Raw genomic sequence first — 14,301 nt, 5'->3', positions numbered from 1 at the left:
TCTGATGGCAGCGCCGAGCACGACGGTTCAGCGCATGGACTGATGTCCGCTTAGATCAGTCTCGCGGCAACCAGAAGGTCCGCGACCTCCTGAAACGTCGTATCCGGCACCGGATCACCCAACATGGCCCGCTTGGCAATCCTTGCCCCCAGTTCCGGGTTGAAGGCCTGGGCGATGCCCAGCGCCGTCGCCTCACCCAGCAATGCCCCGGCCTGCGCGCCCTGCACCCGACACACCACCACCGGCACCGGCGTCTCGCCCCGCACGTAGCGCACCCCCACCAGCCAGCCATCGGCACTGCCGATCATCAGCGTCGCACGCGCCACACCGATCTTGCGCGTGCCCAGTGCCTGCATCTGTTGGCGCAGGCGCTGACGCTCGCGCTTGATCAGCGGGTCGCCGTCCAGGTCCTTGCGTTCGCGCTTGTGCTCGGAGCGCGTCATGCGCATGTCGCGGCCGAACAGCCAACGCTGCATGAGCACGTCGAATCCGCCGACCAGCAGGAACGCGAGGATCACCGTCACCACCAGCGGGGTGAGAAACGCGTAGAAGGTCGCCTCGACACATCCCGCACCGCACAGCGAGGAAGTCAGCAGCGCCTGCAGGGCCAGCCGGCCGATCACGTAGAAGGCGGTCGCCAGCGCCACGACCTTGAACAGCCCCTTGAGAAACTCCACCAGGTTGCGCATGGCGAAGATGCGCTTGAGGCCTTCGACCGGATTGATGCGCTTGAAGTCCGGCTTGACCGGCTCGGCGGAGAACAGCGCGCCGCCCATGCTGATGACGTTGGTGAGCACGCTGGTACCGAGCGTCACCGCCAGCAGCGGCAGCGTCAGGGTCAGCACCAGTTGCTCGGCGGCATCCAGCAGCCGCGGCCAGACGCTGGCGAAAGGCTCGAGGTAGATCTGCGTGGTCAGGTCGATCAGTTCGCGCAGCTGCGCCTCGGCACGCGGCACCAATACGATCAGGCAGAGGGTGCAACCGAGCAGGGACATGGCCGACACCATGTCCTGGCTCTTGGCGACCTGCCCCTTGTCCCGTGCATCGCGCAGCTTTTTCGGCGAGGCCGGCTGGGATTTCTCCTCGCTGGGCTCAGCCATCCGCGCCTGCCAGGGTCTTGAGCAGCTCGATGGTGCCGCGGAATTCGCTGAGCTGGTCGAGCATCAGCGGGATCAGGAAGCCGACGTAGAGCACCATCAGCACGGCGAAGATGAGGTTCTTCACCGCCAGCGACAGGTCGAAGATGTTCAGCTGCGGCGCCATGCGGGCCAGGTAGGCGAGCATCATGTCCACCACCAGCAAGGCGATGACCAATGGAGCGACCAGCAGCACCCCGATGCGCATCACCTGATCGAGGATCGCCAGCACCGCCTCCAGTGCGGGCGCCGCGATCACCGGCGTGAAGGAGGTGACCGGCCAGAACCGGTAGCTGTGGTAGTAGCCGTCGACCATCAGGATGAAGCCGCCGGACATGAAGAACAGCGTGATCAGCGTGACGGTGAGCAGCGTGGACGACACACCGGATTCGCCGCTCGCCAGTGGATCGAGCAGCTGCGCCATGGTCGAGCCGCGCTGCAGGTCGATCAGCTCGCCGGCCACCTCAGCAGCCCAGAACGGGATGCCGAACAGCAATCCCACCGTCAGGCCGATCAGCAGTTCCTTGAGCAGGAGCCCGACGAGCAGCAGCCCACCCTGCTCCGGCCCGCTGCTGAGCGAGGCGAACACGGGCAGGAACATCGGCACCGAGATCGCCACCGCCACGCAGGAGCGCAGCATGCCCGTCAACCCGAGGCGGTTGAACGCCGGCGTGATCATCACCACGCCCAGCGCACGGGCGGCCGCCAGGGCCGCCGCGGCGATCACCGGATAGGCGACTTCGACGATGCTGAGCCCGAGGCCGGCGTCCATGCGTCAGCGAGTCCAGGCCGCGAAGTTGTTCAGCACCAGATCGCCGAGCGCGACCACCTGCCCGGCCAGCAACGGGCCGGTAAAGATCAGCAGGAGCAGTACCCCGACCAGCTTCACGGCCTGCGGCAGCGTCTGGTCCTGCACCTGGGTCAGCGCCTGGATCAACCCGACACTCAGACCGATGAGGATGGCCAGGCCCAGCGCTGGCGCCGACAGCAGCAATACCGTCATCAGCGCCTGGTTCATCACGGTGAGAAAGACGTCCTGCCCCATGGATCACCCGTAGCTGAGGATCAGCCCGTGCATCAGGCGCGACCAGCCGCTCAACGCCACGAACAGAAAGATTTTTAGGGGAATGGAGATCAGCGTGGGCGAGACCATCATCATGCCCATCGCCATCAGCACGTTGGAGACCAGCAGGTCGATCACCAGAAACGGAATGTAGAGCAGGAAGCCGATCTCGAAGGCGCGCGTCAGCTCCGAGCTGACGAAGGCCGGGATCAGCACCAGCAGGTCGTCTTCCTGAAGTTCCGCACGCGCCTCTTCGGACCAGATGGTTTCGGTGGCCTGCATGAAGAACTGGCGCTCGGACTCGTTGGCATAGCGCGACAGGTGCGCCTGCAAGGGTTCGCGCAGCGCCCCGCCGAGCGCCTTGAGGTCATCGACTCGCTCGACGCTCAACGAGCGCCCCTCCACCGCGCGGTACATGTCGCCGATCAGCGGCGTGGTGACGTACACCGAAAGGATCAGCGCGATGCCGTAGAGCACCAGATTCGGTGGCGTCTGCTGCACGCCTAGGGCGTTGCGGATGAGGAAGAGCACCACCGATATCTTCAGAAAGCCGGTGAGCGTGACCACCGCCAGCGGGATCAACCCGATCGTCGCGACGACCAGGATGATCTCGATGAGATTGGGCTGGTAGTCGGTCATGGGCGCGCAAGACTGATGATTCGAACGCCGAGGCCTTCGCCGATGCGCACCAGTTGGCCACGCCCGACCCGACAACCGTTCACCGTGAGATCGACCGCATCCGGCTCCCGTGCCGCCAGGGGCAACACGCTGCCCTCGCCCAGCTCGCGAAGCTCGGCGAGCGACAACTGGCTGCTGCCCAGCTGACAGACCAGCTGCAATTGCAGGTCGTCCAGCGCGGTGTCCGCTCCCGGGGCGATGGCGGCTTCATTGTTCATGGGAGTCTCCAAAGATGATTGTAGAAATTGCTGGAGGTGCAGGCCGTCGGCCCTGGGCACGCAGAGCGCCTGCAGCTGGTCCTGAATCGACAGGCGCAGCGCGCCGTTTCCGGGGTGATCGAGCATGACCACGTCGCCCGGTTCGAGGCTGTGCAGTTCGCCCAGCGTCAACCATTGCCAACCGGCCTCGACGCGCCGCTGCAGCGGCCATTCATCGAAGGCGTGACGCTGCATCGGGCAGCTCTCGAGCAGCCCGAGCACGCGCTCGGCGACCGCCGCGCTCAGGTGCAGCTCCATCCCTAGGGTCGGCGCATCGCCCAGGGTCAGGCCGACCTTCAGGCGCAACGGCAAGGGCGAGCCCTCGGGCTCGCCGACATCGACCACGCGGATGGCACCGCCAAGCGCCTGCTCGAGCGGCTGGATCAGGTCCAGCAGGGCCTGCTCGGCCAGCAGCGCCCGCGCCAGCCCCGGGGGAACGGACGACGGCAGTTCTACCAGCGCTCCCGGAATGCACAGGCGCAGCGGTTGATCGTCGAGCGTCAGCGAGAGCGCAACCGGCCGCTCGATCGGCGCCGCCACGCATGGCCAGTGCAGCCGTAGCGGCTGATCGCGATAGCGCAGGTCCGGCAGATGGCGACAGCGATGCAGACGGTTGTGCAGCGCCAGCCAGCGCGGGTCGAAGATTTCGCGAGGCCGGTACGGCAACAGCGCCAGTCCGGGGATGGGTTCGGCCAGCATCATCGGGTCACCTCCTGGAACGACCAGGGCCGCTCGCCCTGCTCCTGCTCGTCGTGGCATTCCTCGGCGCGCCAGGCCGCCTGGCGGGCACGCCCCAGCAGGCTGTCCCACGCCTGAAGGCGACGCTGGCAGCGGCGCAATTCACGATCTCGCTCGAGCTGATATTCACGTTGCTGCGAACGTGCCTGGCGCGCGGCCTCGACCGCCTCCAGCGAGGCCAGGTAACACTCGCGCTGCGCCTCGACCTCGGCCTGCGCCGCCAGCCACTGGGGCACCGGCAACGCAGCGGCGACAGCGCTGGCGTTCAGCCTGTCGGCGCGCTGCTGCAGTGCTTGGCGCAGCGCCTCGGCCTCGTCACGCGCATCGGCCAGTGCCGCCTGCGCCGCCGCACAGGCCTGGCGCTGCAACGCGCTGGCGCTGGCCGCCTGCTGTTCACGGCGCTGACGCACAGCGTGCAGCTGCTGCAGGTCGCGCGGTGTCATGCCAACACCTTGCGCATCTGGCGCAGCATGTCGTGCCGGCTGCAGGCCCCATCGGGTTGGCGAAGAAAAGCGTCGATCGCCTCGCGTCGGGCAATCGCCTCGTCCGCCAGGGCGTCGCTGCCGGTGCTGTACTCGCCGATACGCATCAGCAATTCGACCTCGTCGTAGCGCGCCATCAGCTCACGAATGCGACCGGCCATGCGCCGGTGATCGGGGTCGGCGACCCGCTCCATGAGGCGGCTGCGGCTGTGCAGCACGTCGATGGCGGGAAAATGCTCGCGCTGCGCCAGGGCAGCACTGAGCACGATGTGGCCGTCGAGAATCGAACGGGCTTCCTCGGCCACCGGGTCCAGGCTCGCCTCGCCTTCGGTGAGCACCGTGTAGATCGCGGTGATGCTGCCTCGCGCGGCCGGCCCGGCGCGTTCCAGCAGGCGTGGTAGGGCCGAAAAGAAGGAAGGTGGATAGCCGCGGCGGGTCGGCGGCTCGCCCACGGCCAGGCCAATCTCGCGCTGCGCCCGGGCGAAGCGCGTCAGGCTGTCCATCAGCAGCAGCACGTGCCGGCCCTGGTCGCGGTGGTACTCGGCCATCGCGGTGGCGACATAGGCCGCCTTGACCCGCTCGGTCGCCGGCCGGTCCGAGGTGGCGACCACCGCCACGCTGCGCGCCCGCGCCTTGGCATCGAGCCCCTGCTCGAGCAGCTCGCGCACCTCGCGGCCACGCTCGCCGATCAGCCCGATGACGATCACCTCGGCCTCGCAGCCACGCACGATGTTCGCCAGCAGCGAGGACTTGCCCACGCCCGGCTCGCCGAACAGGCCGACGCGCTGGCCACGGGCGACGGTCATCAGGCCGTCGATGGCTCGGATGCCCAGCGGCATGGCCTGGTCGATGGGTTGGCGCGCGAAGGGCGCCGGCGGCTCGGCATGCAGTGGATAACGAGCAAACCCTGCCGAGCTCGAGGGCGGCCGGCCATCCAGGCATTCACCCAACGGGCTGACCACCCTGCCGAGCAGCGCATCGCCGACCCGCACGCTCAGGCTGGCGCCACTGGGGATGACCTCGGTGCGGCTCGACAGCCCATCCAGCGAGCCGATCGGCGCGAGGATCGCGTGCTCGCCGTCGAAGCCGACGACTTCGGCCTGCAGCGCCTGCCCACTCAGCGGATCGTGCAGGTGGCAGAGCTCCCCGATGCTGACGCACGCCACGCTGGCGTGTACCAGCGTGCCGCGGATGCTGATGATGCGTCCACGTGGCGGGCGCGGTTGGGCATCTTGCAGGCGCCGGGTCAGACGCGGCAGCAGGTCCTGCAATGCCGCGTTCATGGCTGGCGCTCCGGCAACGCATGCGGCAGCAGCGCTTCGCGCACCGCCTGCAGTTGGGCATCGACGTCCAGTTCGACCGCGGCCGCCGGACTGGACAGGCGCGCCTGCCCGTCGGCCAGCGTGCGGTCGGCGATCAGGGTCAGCGAGGCGAGCCCGGCGTCCTGCAAGCGCTGACGAACGCCGTCGAGCAACGCTGGCGGCACATGCAGGTCGAGCGCCTGCCCTTCTCGGAAATCGGACAACGCCGCGCGCGTCAGTCGCGCCAGGCGCTCGTCAGGGGCGTATTCGCCGAGCAAACGGCGGGTGATATCCAGGGCGAGGTCGGCCAGCGCCGGCTCCAGCTCGGCCAGGTAGCGGTCGACCTGCGCCTGGGTCCGCGCGAGCAAACCGGCGGCGGCCTGCAAGCCCTCCGCGCGGCCAGCGTCGTAGCCTTCGCGTCGAGCGGCCTCGAGGGCTTCGCGGCGTTCGGTCTCCACTCGATCCGCCTGGGCCTGGGCAGCGTCGAGAAAGGCGAAGCCGTCTGTCCAGGCATCCGCTTCGGCCGCCCGCAGGATGCGCTGGGGCGGCCGGGTGGGCAATCCGCTCATGGCTGCTCCTCCTTGCTTTCGGCGGCCAGCACCCGCGCGACCAGGCGCACGATCTCGCCGGCCCGGGCGTCCGTCGAGGCGGGCAACCCCGGGAGGATCAAGCGGGCCCAGCCCTGCGCGGCCGGGGCCAAGGTCTCGACCCAGGCCCCCAGGCAGGCCTGCCCGTCGCGATCGATGGCGGCAACCAGCGCCTCGGCTTCGAGCAGCAGGTTGGCGCTACGGCCCAGCGTTCGTTGCGCCACGGCAAAGGCGAACAGTTCCCGGCCCAGTTGCTGTTGCAGCAGGGCGACCTGCTCGCGACGAATCTCCCGGGCCAGCGTGGCGCCGTGCAATACCGCGCCACACCAACGCGGCAGCCGGGCCAGCGCCGGCGCCGGCAGCTGCAACACCTGCAGGTCCGCCTCCGACAGCCCCTCGATTGCCTGCTCCAGGTTCGCCAACTCGAAACGTTGCGCGACCAGCTGGGCGATGCGTCCGCGAAAGCGTGACGGCGCGGCGAGCGCCTGGGCCTGCTCCGGCGACAGCGCACCGCCAAAGCACTCGGCCAGACGTTCGGCCGGCAGCCAGGCGGATAGGTCGGCCATCTGCTCGCGCAGCGGCAGCGTTGCCGTGCTCATTCGCTCACCTTCAGGCGGTACAGCGCGCCGCCCTGGCGCTCGCGCCAGAATTGCCAGCCCAGCGCGCCGCCGAGCGCGACGACCAGGCCGGCCAGCACGCCGAACAGCAGTCGTGCCCGTGACAGGTTGGCCTCCAGCACCCAGATGCCGAGAAAGGAGACCATCGGCGGGCGACTGTCGCCGGCCGAGCGGCTGGCCGCCTCGACCGCTGTCACCGACACGCCTTCGTAGCTGAGGCCGGAAATGCCGTTGGCGACCAGGGTCTTGATCTGTGGTATCAGCTGGTCGACCGCCGTGCTGGCCTCGTAGCGGACCAGGACCGAGGCTGACGAGGGTGCGATCACCCGCTTGAGCAGGTCGTTGTCCGGCAGCACCACGTGTACCCGCGCCGAGACCACGCCGTCGATCTGCGACACGGTGTGCGACAGCTCCTCGCTCAGCGCATAGACCATCTGCGCCCGCTCCTGCACCGGCGAGGAGACCAGGCCGTTGTTCTTGAACACCTCGCCCATGTTGGAAAAACGCTGCCGTGGCAGGCCAGCCTGATCGAGCACTTCCATGGCTTCGGCGAAACGGTCCTTCGGCACGCTGAGCGTGATCTGCCCGTCGCTCACCTTGCGCTCGGCCGGTATGCCTTCGCGCAGCAAGGTCGCCAGCATGCTGTTGGCCTCGCGCTCGCTGAGGTTGGTGTACAGGTCGGTGTCGCACGCCTGCAGCAGCAGCGCGAAGACGACGACCAGCACATGACGCCAGGGCGATCCGCTCATCTCATTGCCCCCGCAACAGGGTATTGGCCGAACCGGACACCTGTGTGGCGCCGCGCACCACCATCTGCGTCTCGATGGAGTAGTCGAACATCAGGCTCAGCGAGTGCATCAGTTGGTTGACCTGGGGCTCTGCCACCGTGGCCGGCGCCGGACGGGTCAGCCCGTCGCCCGCAGCGGCCTGCGCCACGGGTGGTTGGTCGACCAGACCGCCGTCGACCCGCTCACTGAAGCGGCGGGAACGGTCGATGAACCCATCGAGCCGCGACATCAGGTTATCGCCGATCTGGTTCGGGCTGGCGCCCTGAGGCATGCCCTGGGCCCGGCCGGCCATGTGCTCGAAGAGGTTCTGCGAGGCCTGCAGCACCTCCTGCCCGCTCCCGGCCGGCACCGCCGTGGTGATTGCCGCACTCGCTGCGCTGGCTGTCATCGTGGGCCTCCGTTATTCATCGTCCTCGCCGGACATGGCTTCGTTGAGGATGTTCTGTGCCATCGGCATGAGGATGAACTGCCCGCCGATGGTGATCGCGCCGGTGATCATCTGTTCTTCGAACTCGGCATCGGTCAGCTCGGTTTCGGCGTTGTCCACCGCCGCGTTGAACTCCGCTTCGGGACTGGTAGGGGTGATAACGCTGTTGTCGACAGGATTGACGGCCATGGGCTTTTCCTCCGCTTTCAGGGTGTCTGGGCTGTGCCCGTTGGGTTGCTCACTTCGCTGACGCTGCCACGAAACACGCGCACGCCGCGCTCACGGGTCTGTCCGCGGGCGACGACGTCAGGGGCCGGGCGGCGCCGTTCGATCCATTGCTCGACCAGCGCCATATAGGGCGGTGGGCCGGAAACCATCACCGGCTCGCCGTCGGCGCCGCCGCGAATGGCCAGGTGATTGCCGGCGACGCCGAGTGCGTCGAGCGCCTGCTCGAGCTCGATCGCCTCGAAGCCATCCGCCATGAACTGGCGGATCTCGACCTCTTCGTCACGCGTGACATGCAGCACGCCGCCGTCGTAGAACCAGGTCAGGCCGTTGTGGGCACACAGGGTGTCGAGGAAGTCGCCAGCGCTGTCGGCACGCAGGTTGCTCGGCGCCTTGCCGCCGACCTGCTTGGCGATCACCACCGGAACGCCGAGGTTGCGGCCGAAGGCTTCCAGCGCGTCACGCAGGCTCTGGTCGATCACCACGTACCCGTAGGGCTGGTCGTACCAGTAAGGCTCCACCGCCCCGACGGCACGCCCGGCCAGGCCGCCGAGCAGCACGATCAGCAACAGCGCAGCGCCGATGCCGCGACAAGGGCTCGATATTGGGCGCGACGGCACTGGCCTGGCGCCGCGCGGCTTGTACAATGGCCGCCCGGTCGCCACCGCGACCGCGCCTGCCGCCCCCGCCGCCAAGGAGCCATGCGTTTGCCCACTCTCAAACCTGTTCGGCCATTGCTGCTCTGCCTGTTGCTCGGCGCTTGCGCGTCCGGCCCGACCGACGACAGCCACGCGCGCCTGATGACCCTTGCACAGGACGTCGAGCGCCGCGGCGATTCGGCCAGCGCCGCCTCGTTGTACCAGCAGGCGACCCAGCAGCCCGGTGCGAACGCCGAAAGCTGGCAGCGCCTGGCTAGAGCCCGCCTCGACAGTGGTGACGCGCGCGGTGCCGAGCTGGCTTACCGGCAGGCGCTGGAGCTGGCCCCGGACGATGCCGAGCTGTTGCTGGGTCTGGGCACCGCACAACTGCACCTGGGCGAACTCGCGCGCGCCGCCACGACGCTCGCCAGCGCGGCGTCCCGTCTGGACGTGCCTGTCGCCCATAGCCGCCTGGGCGTCGTCGAGGCGTTGCGTGGGCAACCGGCTGCCGCCCAAGCTGCCTTCGCACGGGCGGTCGCGCTCGATCCTGACGACCTGGACGCGCGTTACAACCTGGCGCTGGCCTATGCGTTGAATGGGCAGCCGGACAAGGCCCTGAGGGAAATCGCCGACCTCGACCAGTCGCCGCGCATCCTGCCGCGCCATCAACGCAATACCCTGCTGATCCTCGTGCTCAGCGGGCAGCCGGAACGGGCCGCCAGTCTGCGTCTGGATAACGCCACAGCCGCGGAACGCGACGCCCTGATCGCCCAGGCGCAACGCATCGCCGCGATCACAGACCCCGCGGCCCGGGCACGCGCCCTGGGCCTGATCAAAACGGAATAACGTCACCCGCCTCATTGTGCCCCCCGGCGGGTGTCGGTCTGGCTTTGCTGTTCCTGCTGGCGACGCCGCTGTTCCTCGGTCTGCACACCATTGAGATACAGCTGCGCCGCGCGGCCGACCGGCGCGGCCATGGCCGGCCCGGTTTGCCGGCCTTCGAGCAGGTCTTCGCGGCGCTCGACCATCTGCAGCAGGTTGAGGCTGTTGGCGCAGCCGGGCGGAAGCATCGGCGCCGAACCGTCACCTGGCTGATCGACCACGACAGGCTCCAGACACGCCTGTGGCACCAACAGGGTCCGGCCATCGGTGCCGGTCAAGGTGCCATAGCCCTTGGGATATTCACGCGGCTCGAGATGCGTCTGGCAGCCGGCTAGAAGCGCACCGAACAGCACCACGCTGGCCACATTCATCGATAAGCGCCTCATTGGATGTAGAACCCGAACGGGCCGCTGGACAGGTGCGTCACCCCGCTGGCGGTCGCTGGCGCACCGTCCAGCGGCGTGGCCAGCGACGGTTGGCGAACCGGGTCGACCAGGTAGGGCGTGATCAGGATGACCAGTTCGGTCTCGTTGCGCTGGAAGCGCTTGGAGCGGAACAGGTTGCCCAGCACCGGCATGTCGCCGAGCAGCGGCAGCTTCTCGATGTCCTGGCTGCTGTCACGCTGGAACAGCCCGGCGATGGCGAAGGTTTGCCCGCTGCCGACCTCGACACGGGTATCGGCGCGGCGCACACGAAACGCCGGCACGCGAAAGCCCGAGATGTCCACCGGGCTGGTGCCCATTAGGCTGCTCACCTCGGGGCGCACCTGCAGCGCAATGCGACCGCTGGGCAGCAGCGTCGGGTTGAACAGCAGCGAAACGCCGTAGGGCTTGTATTCGATGCCCACCATCTCGCTGTTGACCGGCACCGGAATCGGCACCTCGCCGCCGGCGAGGAAGCTGGCCGTCTCCCCGGTCATGGCGGTGATGTTGGGCTCGGCAAGGATTTCCAGCACCCCGTTGCTCTGCAGTGCCTCGAGCATCGCGTCGATGTTGACGTTGCCCGAGCTGACGCCGGCGCTGATCAGGTTCGCCGCACCGGTCAGGCCGCTGCTGGTGACCAGCCCAAAGGAGAAGGTGCCGTTGTTGAACAGCGCGCTCCAGTTGACGCCGTAGCGCAACAGCTCCTCGCGCGATACCTCGGCGAAGCGCACGCGGATATTGACCTGCGCCGACTGGTCGAGGGTCGCGGCGTTGACCGGCTCTTCGCTCGCCGGATCGAGCAGGGCATTGAGGCTGAGCGCCTCGCCGACGCTGCCCACCTCGCCGCCGGCCATCAGACGGCCGCCGGCGCCGGCCAGGGTGACGCCTGTCTTCGGGTCGAGCCGTCGCATCGCTTCGGCGGCCGGCTGCGCGTTGGCGCTGACCGACAGTTTCAGCGAAGCCAGTTCACGTTCGCCGCTGTCCAGCGCGATCAGGCTGGTCTGCCCGGGCCGCTTGCCAAACACGTAGATCGTCCCGGCGGACACGACCTGCAGATCGGCGATACCGGGCTCAGCCACCAGCACCGAATCCACCGGCGACTCGAAGCGCAGCACGCGCCCCTCGCCCGCCGCCAGCTCGACCGTCGCGGTGCTGCCACGGCCGATCGTCTGGGCGCTCAGCGGGGCGGCGAAAACCAACGCAAGCCACAGGGCGACACATCGAGCAAAGATCGTCATGACGCACTCGCCAGGCTGGTGGTCTTGCGGGAGGCCGTCTCCGGCCGGGAGGCCTGGGGCAGCGCCAGGCTGGCCAGCGCGTGCAGGCTGTATTCGGGCGCCAGTTCACGATAGGAGAGCACGCTCAGTTCGAGTGACTCGCGCAGCGCCAGGCGCCGAATGCAGCGTCGCAGTTCCGGGCGCACCACCAGCACGCCGCGCTGGCCATCCGGCAGCTCGGTGCAGGCCTGCCGTAGGCTCGCGGCCAGGGGGCGGACGAGCTCCTCGGGAAGCATTTCACGAGACGAATCGAGCCGCCGTATGGCGCCGCGCAACCGTTCCTCGGATTCGGGCTGCAAGACCCAGGCGGCGATCACGCGGTTGCGGTCGGCATGCTGATGGCTTATCTGCCGGGCCAGCGAGGCCCGCAGGTGCTCGACCAGCCGCACCACGTCGGCATCCCGCCCACCCCATTCGACCATCGACTCGAGCAGCGCACGCTGGTTGCGAATCGACACGCCCTCCTCGACCAGCAGCCGCAGCGCCTCGGCCATGCGCTGCAAGGAGACCAGGCGCAGCGCTTCCTTGACCAACTCACCGTAGCTCGGCTCGATGCGCTCGAGCAGCTGGCGGGTTTCCTGGATACCGAGAAAGTCCCCGGCATACTGGCGCAGCGTGCGATCGAGCACCTCGCGCAGCAGTTCATCCACGCGCAGGTAACCGATGCCCGCCTGCTGCAGCTGCGCCTCGTGCTCACGCGCCACCCAATGCGCGGCGCGGCGCGTCAGTGGGGAGGTCGCCTCCAGGCTCGGCACGTTCATCAATTCCAGATGCAACGGGTCGTCCTGCAACAGCAGGTGGCCGGCCGGCACCTCACCCTCGGCGACCGGCACGCCTTCGAGGGCGATGCTGAAACGATCCTCGGCGCTGCCGATCTCGACATACAGGCCCGGTACCGGGAAGTTGAGCCCGAGCTCGCTCTGCAGCTGATGACAGAGCGCCTCGAGGCGCTGCTGCATGGGCTGTTGCGGCACCATCGCCGCGAGCCCCGTGCCCAGCGTGAGCAGCACCCGGCAGTCCGGTGCGGGCATCGGCACGGGTGCCGACTCGCTGTCGTCGGCATCCGCCTGCGGCGCCGGTCCCGGCTCCGGCTGCGCCTCGTCGGCAGCCGCTGTGCTGCGGCGCGACAACCGATACGCCGCCACCCCGAGGATCAACGCCAGGCTGAGGAATACCACTGCAGGGAAGCCCGGCAACAGACTCACACCGGCGAGGATCGCCGCGGTCAGCCCCATGGCCCGGGCGCTGGAACCGAGCTGGTGGAAGATCTCGGTGCCCAGGTCCTGATCGGAGCCCTCGTTCTTGACCCGGGTGACCACGGTCCCGGCCGCCACGGAGATCAGCAGCGCCGGAATCTGTGCAATCAAACCATCACCGACGGTGAGCAGCGAATAGGTGTGCACCGCGTCGGAGAAACTCATGCCGCGGTCGAGCATGCCGATGAGCAGGCCGCCGATCAGGTTGACCGCGAGGATCACCAACCCAGCGATGGCGTCGCCCTTGACGAACTTCATCGCCCCGTCCATGGCACCGAACAGCTGGCTCTCGCGTTCGAGGTCCGAACGCCGCTGGCGGGCCGTGGCCTGGTCGATGTCGCCGTTACGCAGATCGTTGTCGATGCTCATCTGCTTGCCCGGCATGGCATCGAGAGTGAAGCGCGCCGCGACCTCGGCGACGCGCTCGGCGCCCTTGGTGATCACCACGAACTGCGCCACGGTGATGATCAGGAAGATCACCAGGCCGACGACCACCTCGCCAGCAATGACGAAGTCTCCGAACGCCTTGACGATGTTGCCCGCATCGCCATCGAGGAGGATCAGGCGGGTGGTGGTGATCGACAGAGACAGCCGGAACAGCGTGCTCAGCAGGATCAACGGCGGCAACGCCGAGAGCTCGACGGCACGGGTGATGTAGAACGCGACGATGAGGATCAGGATGCTCAGTGCGATGTTCGTCCCGATCAGCAGATCCACCAGGTAGGTCGGCAGCGGGATGATCATCATGGTCACGGCCATGAGCATGAACGCCGCGATGACCACGTCGGTACGCTGCGACGCGAGCCGTGCCAGGCCGTTGAGTCGGGAGGTCAAGGTCATGCGCGCCGGCGCTCCTGCAGGTAGTGCTCGAAACTGTCGCGGGCGTCCTGGGGCCGTCCGGCATGCCAGCAGGCGCGGCTGCGCAGCAACCAGGTCGCCGGCGATTCGCCTTCGAGCGCGATCAGTTGGTCCAGGGCGCGCAAGGCCCGTTCGCCATCGCCCTGCGCGGTGAAGGCGATGACCAGGTTGCGCAGCAACGTGGTGTCGCCGGGCAGCACCTGGCTGGCCAGGAGAAACATGACCAGCGCCTTCTGCGCCTGGCCGCAGCGCTGGTAGATCTCGCCCAGCCCTTGCAGCAGCTGGGCCGCCTCGCGGTCGCGTGTCGACATCAGGCCTCCTCCTCGTGTCGATAGCCATCGAGCAGCTGCCGCCACTCGATTTCCTGCGCCAGCACCGCATCGGCCAGTGCGCGGGTCTGCGGGTCGGTCTGCAGGGCGGGAACGATGTGCTCGCGGGCATGTTCGAGCAGGGCCAGGGCTCGCGAGCTGGAAAACAGCGAAGGCTCGACGCTGCCGACCTCGCCGAGCCGCTGCAGGCCGTGCTGCAGCGATCGCCGCTCGCCGGCACCGCGGCCTTTGAGCAGCGCTTCGAAGTCGGCTGTGCGATTGGGCGACTCGGTGCGCGCAGGCGCCTCCGCCGGGCGGACCGGGGCGGAGGACGGGCGAACCGCGGGATCGACCCTCATGC

Annotated in this window: 19 protein-coding genes; 1 reads left to right on the top strand and 18 read right to left on the bottom strand. The window is 68.3% G+C overall.

From position 1 onward, the window contains the following. Positions 1–50: 50 nt before the first annotated feature. The 13 genes from MST27_RS17105 to MST27_RS17045 all read right to left on the bottom strand — a co-directional run bounded on the left by MST27_RS17105 (position 51) and on the right by MST27_RS17045 (position 8,919). A complete protein-coding gene (locus MST27_RS17105; protein ID WP_243607139.1) occupies positions 51–1,100 on the bottom strand; it encodes an EscU/YscU/HrcU family type III secretion system export apparatus switch protein in 1,050 nt (349 codons plus the stop codon). After that, complete coding sequence (sctT, locus tag MST27_RS17100) at positions 1,093–1,908, bottom strand: type III secretion system export apparatus subunit SctT (protein WP_243607138.1); 816 nt, start codon at positions 1,906–1,908, stop codon at positions 1,093–1,095. Before sctT ends, MST27_RS17105 begins: the two co-directional genes overlap by 8 nt. 3 nt (positions 1,909–1,911) lie before the next feature. After that, entirely contained in the window at positions 1,912–2,181 is a 270-nt protein-coding gene (locus tag MST27_RS17095) for an EscS/YscS/HrcS family type III secretion system export apparatus protein (protein WP_243607137.1), read from the bottom strand. Positions 2,182–2,184: 3 nt separating this feature from the next. After that, positions 2,185–2,838 (bottom strand): type III secretion system export apparatus subunit SctR, encoded by a 654-nt coding sequence (sctR, locus tag MST27_RS17090; RefSeq protein WP_243607136.1) that lies wholly within the window; start codon positions 2,836–2,838, stop codon positions 2,185–2,187. Beyond that, positions 2,835–3,836: a FliM/FliN family flagellar motor switch protein gene (locus MST27_RS17085; protein ID WP_243607135.1), complete on the bottom strand. Its 1,002-nt coding sequence runs from the start codon at positions 3,834–3,836 to the stop codon at positions 2,835–2,837. The genes sctR and MST27_RS17085 overlap by 4 nt, the downstream gene beginning before the upstream one ends. After that, complete coding sequence (locus tag MST27_RS17080) at positions 3,833–4,315, bottom strand: hypothetical protein (protein ID WP_243607134.1); 483 nt, start codon at positions 4,313–4,315, stop codon at positions 3,833–3,835. The genes MST27_RS17085 and MST27_RS17080 overlap by 4 nt, the downstream gene beginning before the upstream one ends. Beyond that, positions 4,312–5,637 carry a FliI/YscN family ATPase gene (locus MST27_RS17075; protein WP_243607133.1) on the bottom strand — a complete coding sequence of 442 codons (1,326 nt, stop codon included), beginning with the start codon at positions 5,635–5,637 and terminating at the stop codon, positions 4,312–4,314. Before MST27_RS17075 ends, MST27_RS17080 begins: the two co-directional genes overlap by 4 nt. Beyond that, positions 5,634–6,224, bottom strand: a complete 591-nt coding sequence (locus MST27_RS17070) for a FliH/SctL family protein (protein ID WP_243607132.1) — start codon at positions 6,222–6,224, stop codon at positions 5,634–5,636. The genes MST27_RS17075 and MST27_RS17070 overlap by 4 nt, the downstream gene beginning before the upstream one ends. Further along, positions 6,221–6,841 carry a type III secretion protein gene (locus tag MST27_RS17065; protein WP_243607131.1) on the bottom strand — a complete coding sequence of 207 codons (621 nt, stop codon included), beginning with the start codon at positions 6,839–6,841 and terminating at the stop codon, positions 6,221–6,223. The genes MST27_RS17070 and MST27_RS17065 overlap by 4 nt, the downstream gene beginning before the upstream one ends. Then, positions 6,838–7,608, bottom strand: coding sequence for a type III secretion system inner membrane ring lipoprotein SctJ (gene sctJ, locus MST27_RS17060; RefSeq protein WP_243607130.1), 771 nt, complete (start codon positions 7,606–7,608; stop codon positions 6,838–6,840). The genes MST27_RS17065 and sctJ overlap by 4 nt, the downstream gene beginning before the upstream one ends. 1 nt (position 7,609) lies before the next feature. After that, complete coding sequence (locus MST27_RS17055; RefSeq protein WP_420864254.1) at positions 7,610–7,939, bottom strand: hypothetical protein; 330 nt, start codon at positions 7,937–7,939, stop codon at positions 7,610–7,612. Between the two features lie 108 nt (positions 7,940–8,047). Beyond that, complete coding sequence (locus MST27_RS17050) at positions 8,048–8,263, bottom strand: hypothetical protein (RefSeq protein WP_243607128.1); 216 nt, start codon at positions 8,261–8,263, stop codon at positions 8,048–8,050. A 17-nt stretch (positions 8,264–8,280) separates the two neighbouring features. Further along, on the bottom strand, positions 8,281–8,919 hold the full coding sequence (locus MST27_RS17045; RefSeq protein ID WP_243607127.1) for a type III secretion protein: 639 nt from the start codon (positions 8,917–8,919) through the stop codon (positions 8,281–8,283). A gap of 87 nt (positions 8,920–9,006) precedes the next feature. Here MST27_RS17045 and MST27_RS17040 point away from each other — a divergent pair, with 87 nt between their 5' ends. Then, the gene (locus tag MST27_RS17040) at positions 9,007–9,783 is read left to right on the top strand and encodes a tetratricopeptide repeat protein (protein WP_243607126.1); all 777 of its coding nucleotides are present in this window, start codon (positions 9,007–9,009) and stop codon (positions 9,781–9,783) included. Positions 9,784–9,794: 11 nt separating this feature from the next. Here MST27_RS17040 and MST27_RS17035 read toward each other — a convergent pair whose 3' ends face one another. From MST27_RS17035 to MST27_RS17015, 5 genes are read right to left on the bottom strand one after another with little or no spacing between them, the layout of a single operon-like run. Next, positions 9,795–10,190 carry a hypothetical protein gene (locus MST27_RS17035; protein ID WP_243607125.1) on the bottom strand — a complete coding sequence of 132 codons (396 nt, stop codon included), beginning with the start codon at positions 10,188–10,190 and terminating at the stop codon, positions 9,795–9,797. Positions 10,191–10,201: 11 nt separating this feature from the next. Continuing rightward, a complete protein-coding gene (locus MST27_RS17030) occupies positions 10,202–11,479 on the bottom strand; it encodes a type II and III secretion system protein family protein (protein ID WP_243607124.1) in 1,278 nt (425 codons plus the stop codon). Then, positions 11,476–13,614 carry a type III secretion system export apparatus subunit SctV gene (gene sctV / locus MST27_RS17025; protein WP_243607123.1) on the bottom strand — a complete coding sequence of 713 codons (2,139 nt, stop codon included), beginning with the start codon at positions 13,612–13,614 and terminating at the stop codon, positions 11,476–11,478. Before sctV ends, MST27_RS17030 begins: the two co-directional genes overlap by 4 nt. After that, positions 13,611–13,943, bottom strand: a complete 333-nt coding sequence (sctY, locus tag MST27_RS17020) for a type III secretion apparatus assembly chaperone SctY (protein WP_243607122.1) — start codon at positions 13,941–13,943, stop codon at positions 13,611–13,613. Before sctY ends, sctV begins: the two co-directional genes overlap by 4 nt. Beyond that, a complete protein-coding gene (locus MST27_RS17015) occupies positions 13,943–14,299 on the bottom strand; it encodes a hypothetical protein (protein WP_243607121.1) in 357 nt (118 codons plus the stop codon). The genes sctY and MST27_RS17015 overlap by 1 nt, the downstream gene beginning before the upstream one ends. Between the last annotated feature and the right edge of the window lie 2 nt (positions 14,300–14,301).

Source organism: Stutzerimonas marianensis, assembly GCF_022810315.1.
Classification (GTDB): domain Bacteria; phylum Pseudomonadota; class Gammaproteobacteria; order Pseudomonadales; family Pseudomonadaceae; genus Stutzerimonas; species Stutzerimonas marianensis.
This window is presented reverse-complemented; position numbering and strand designations above follow the sequence as displayed.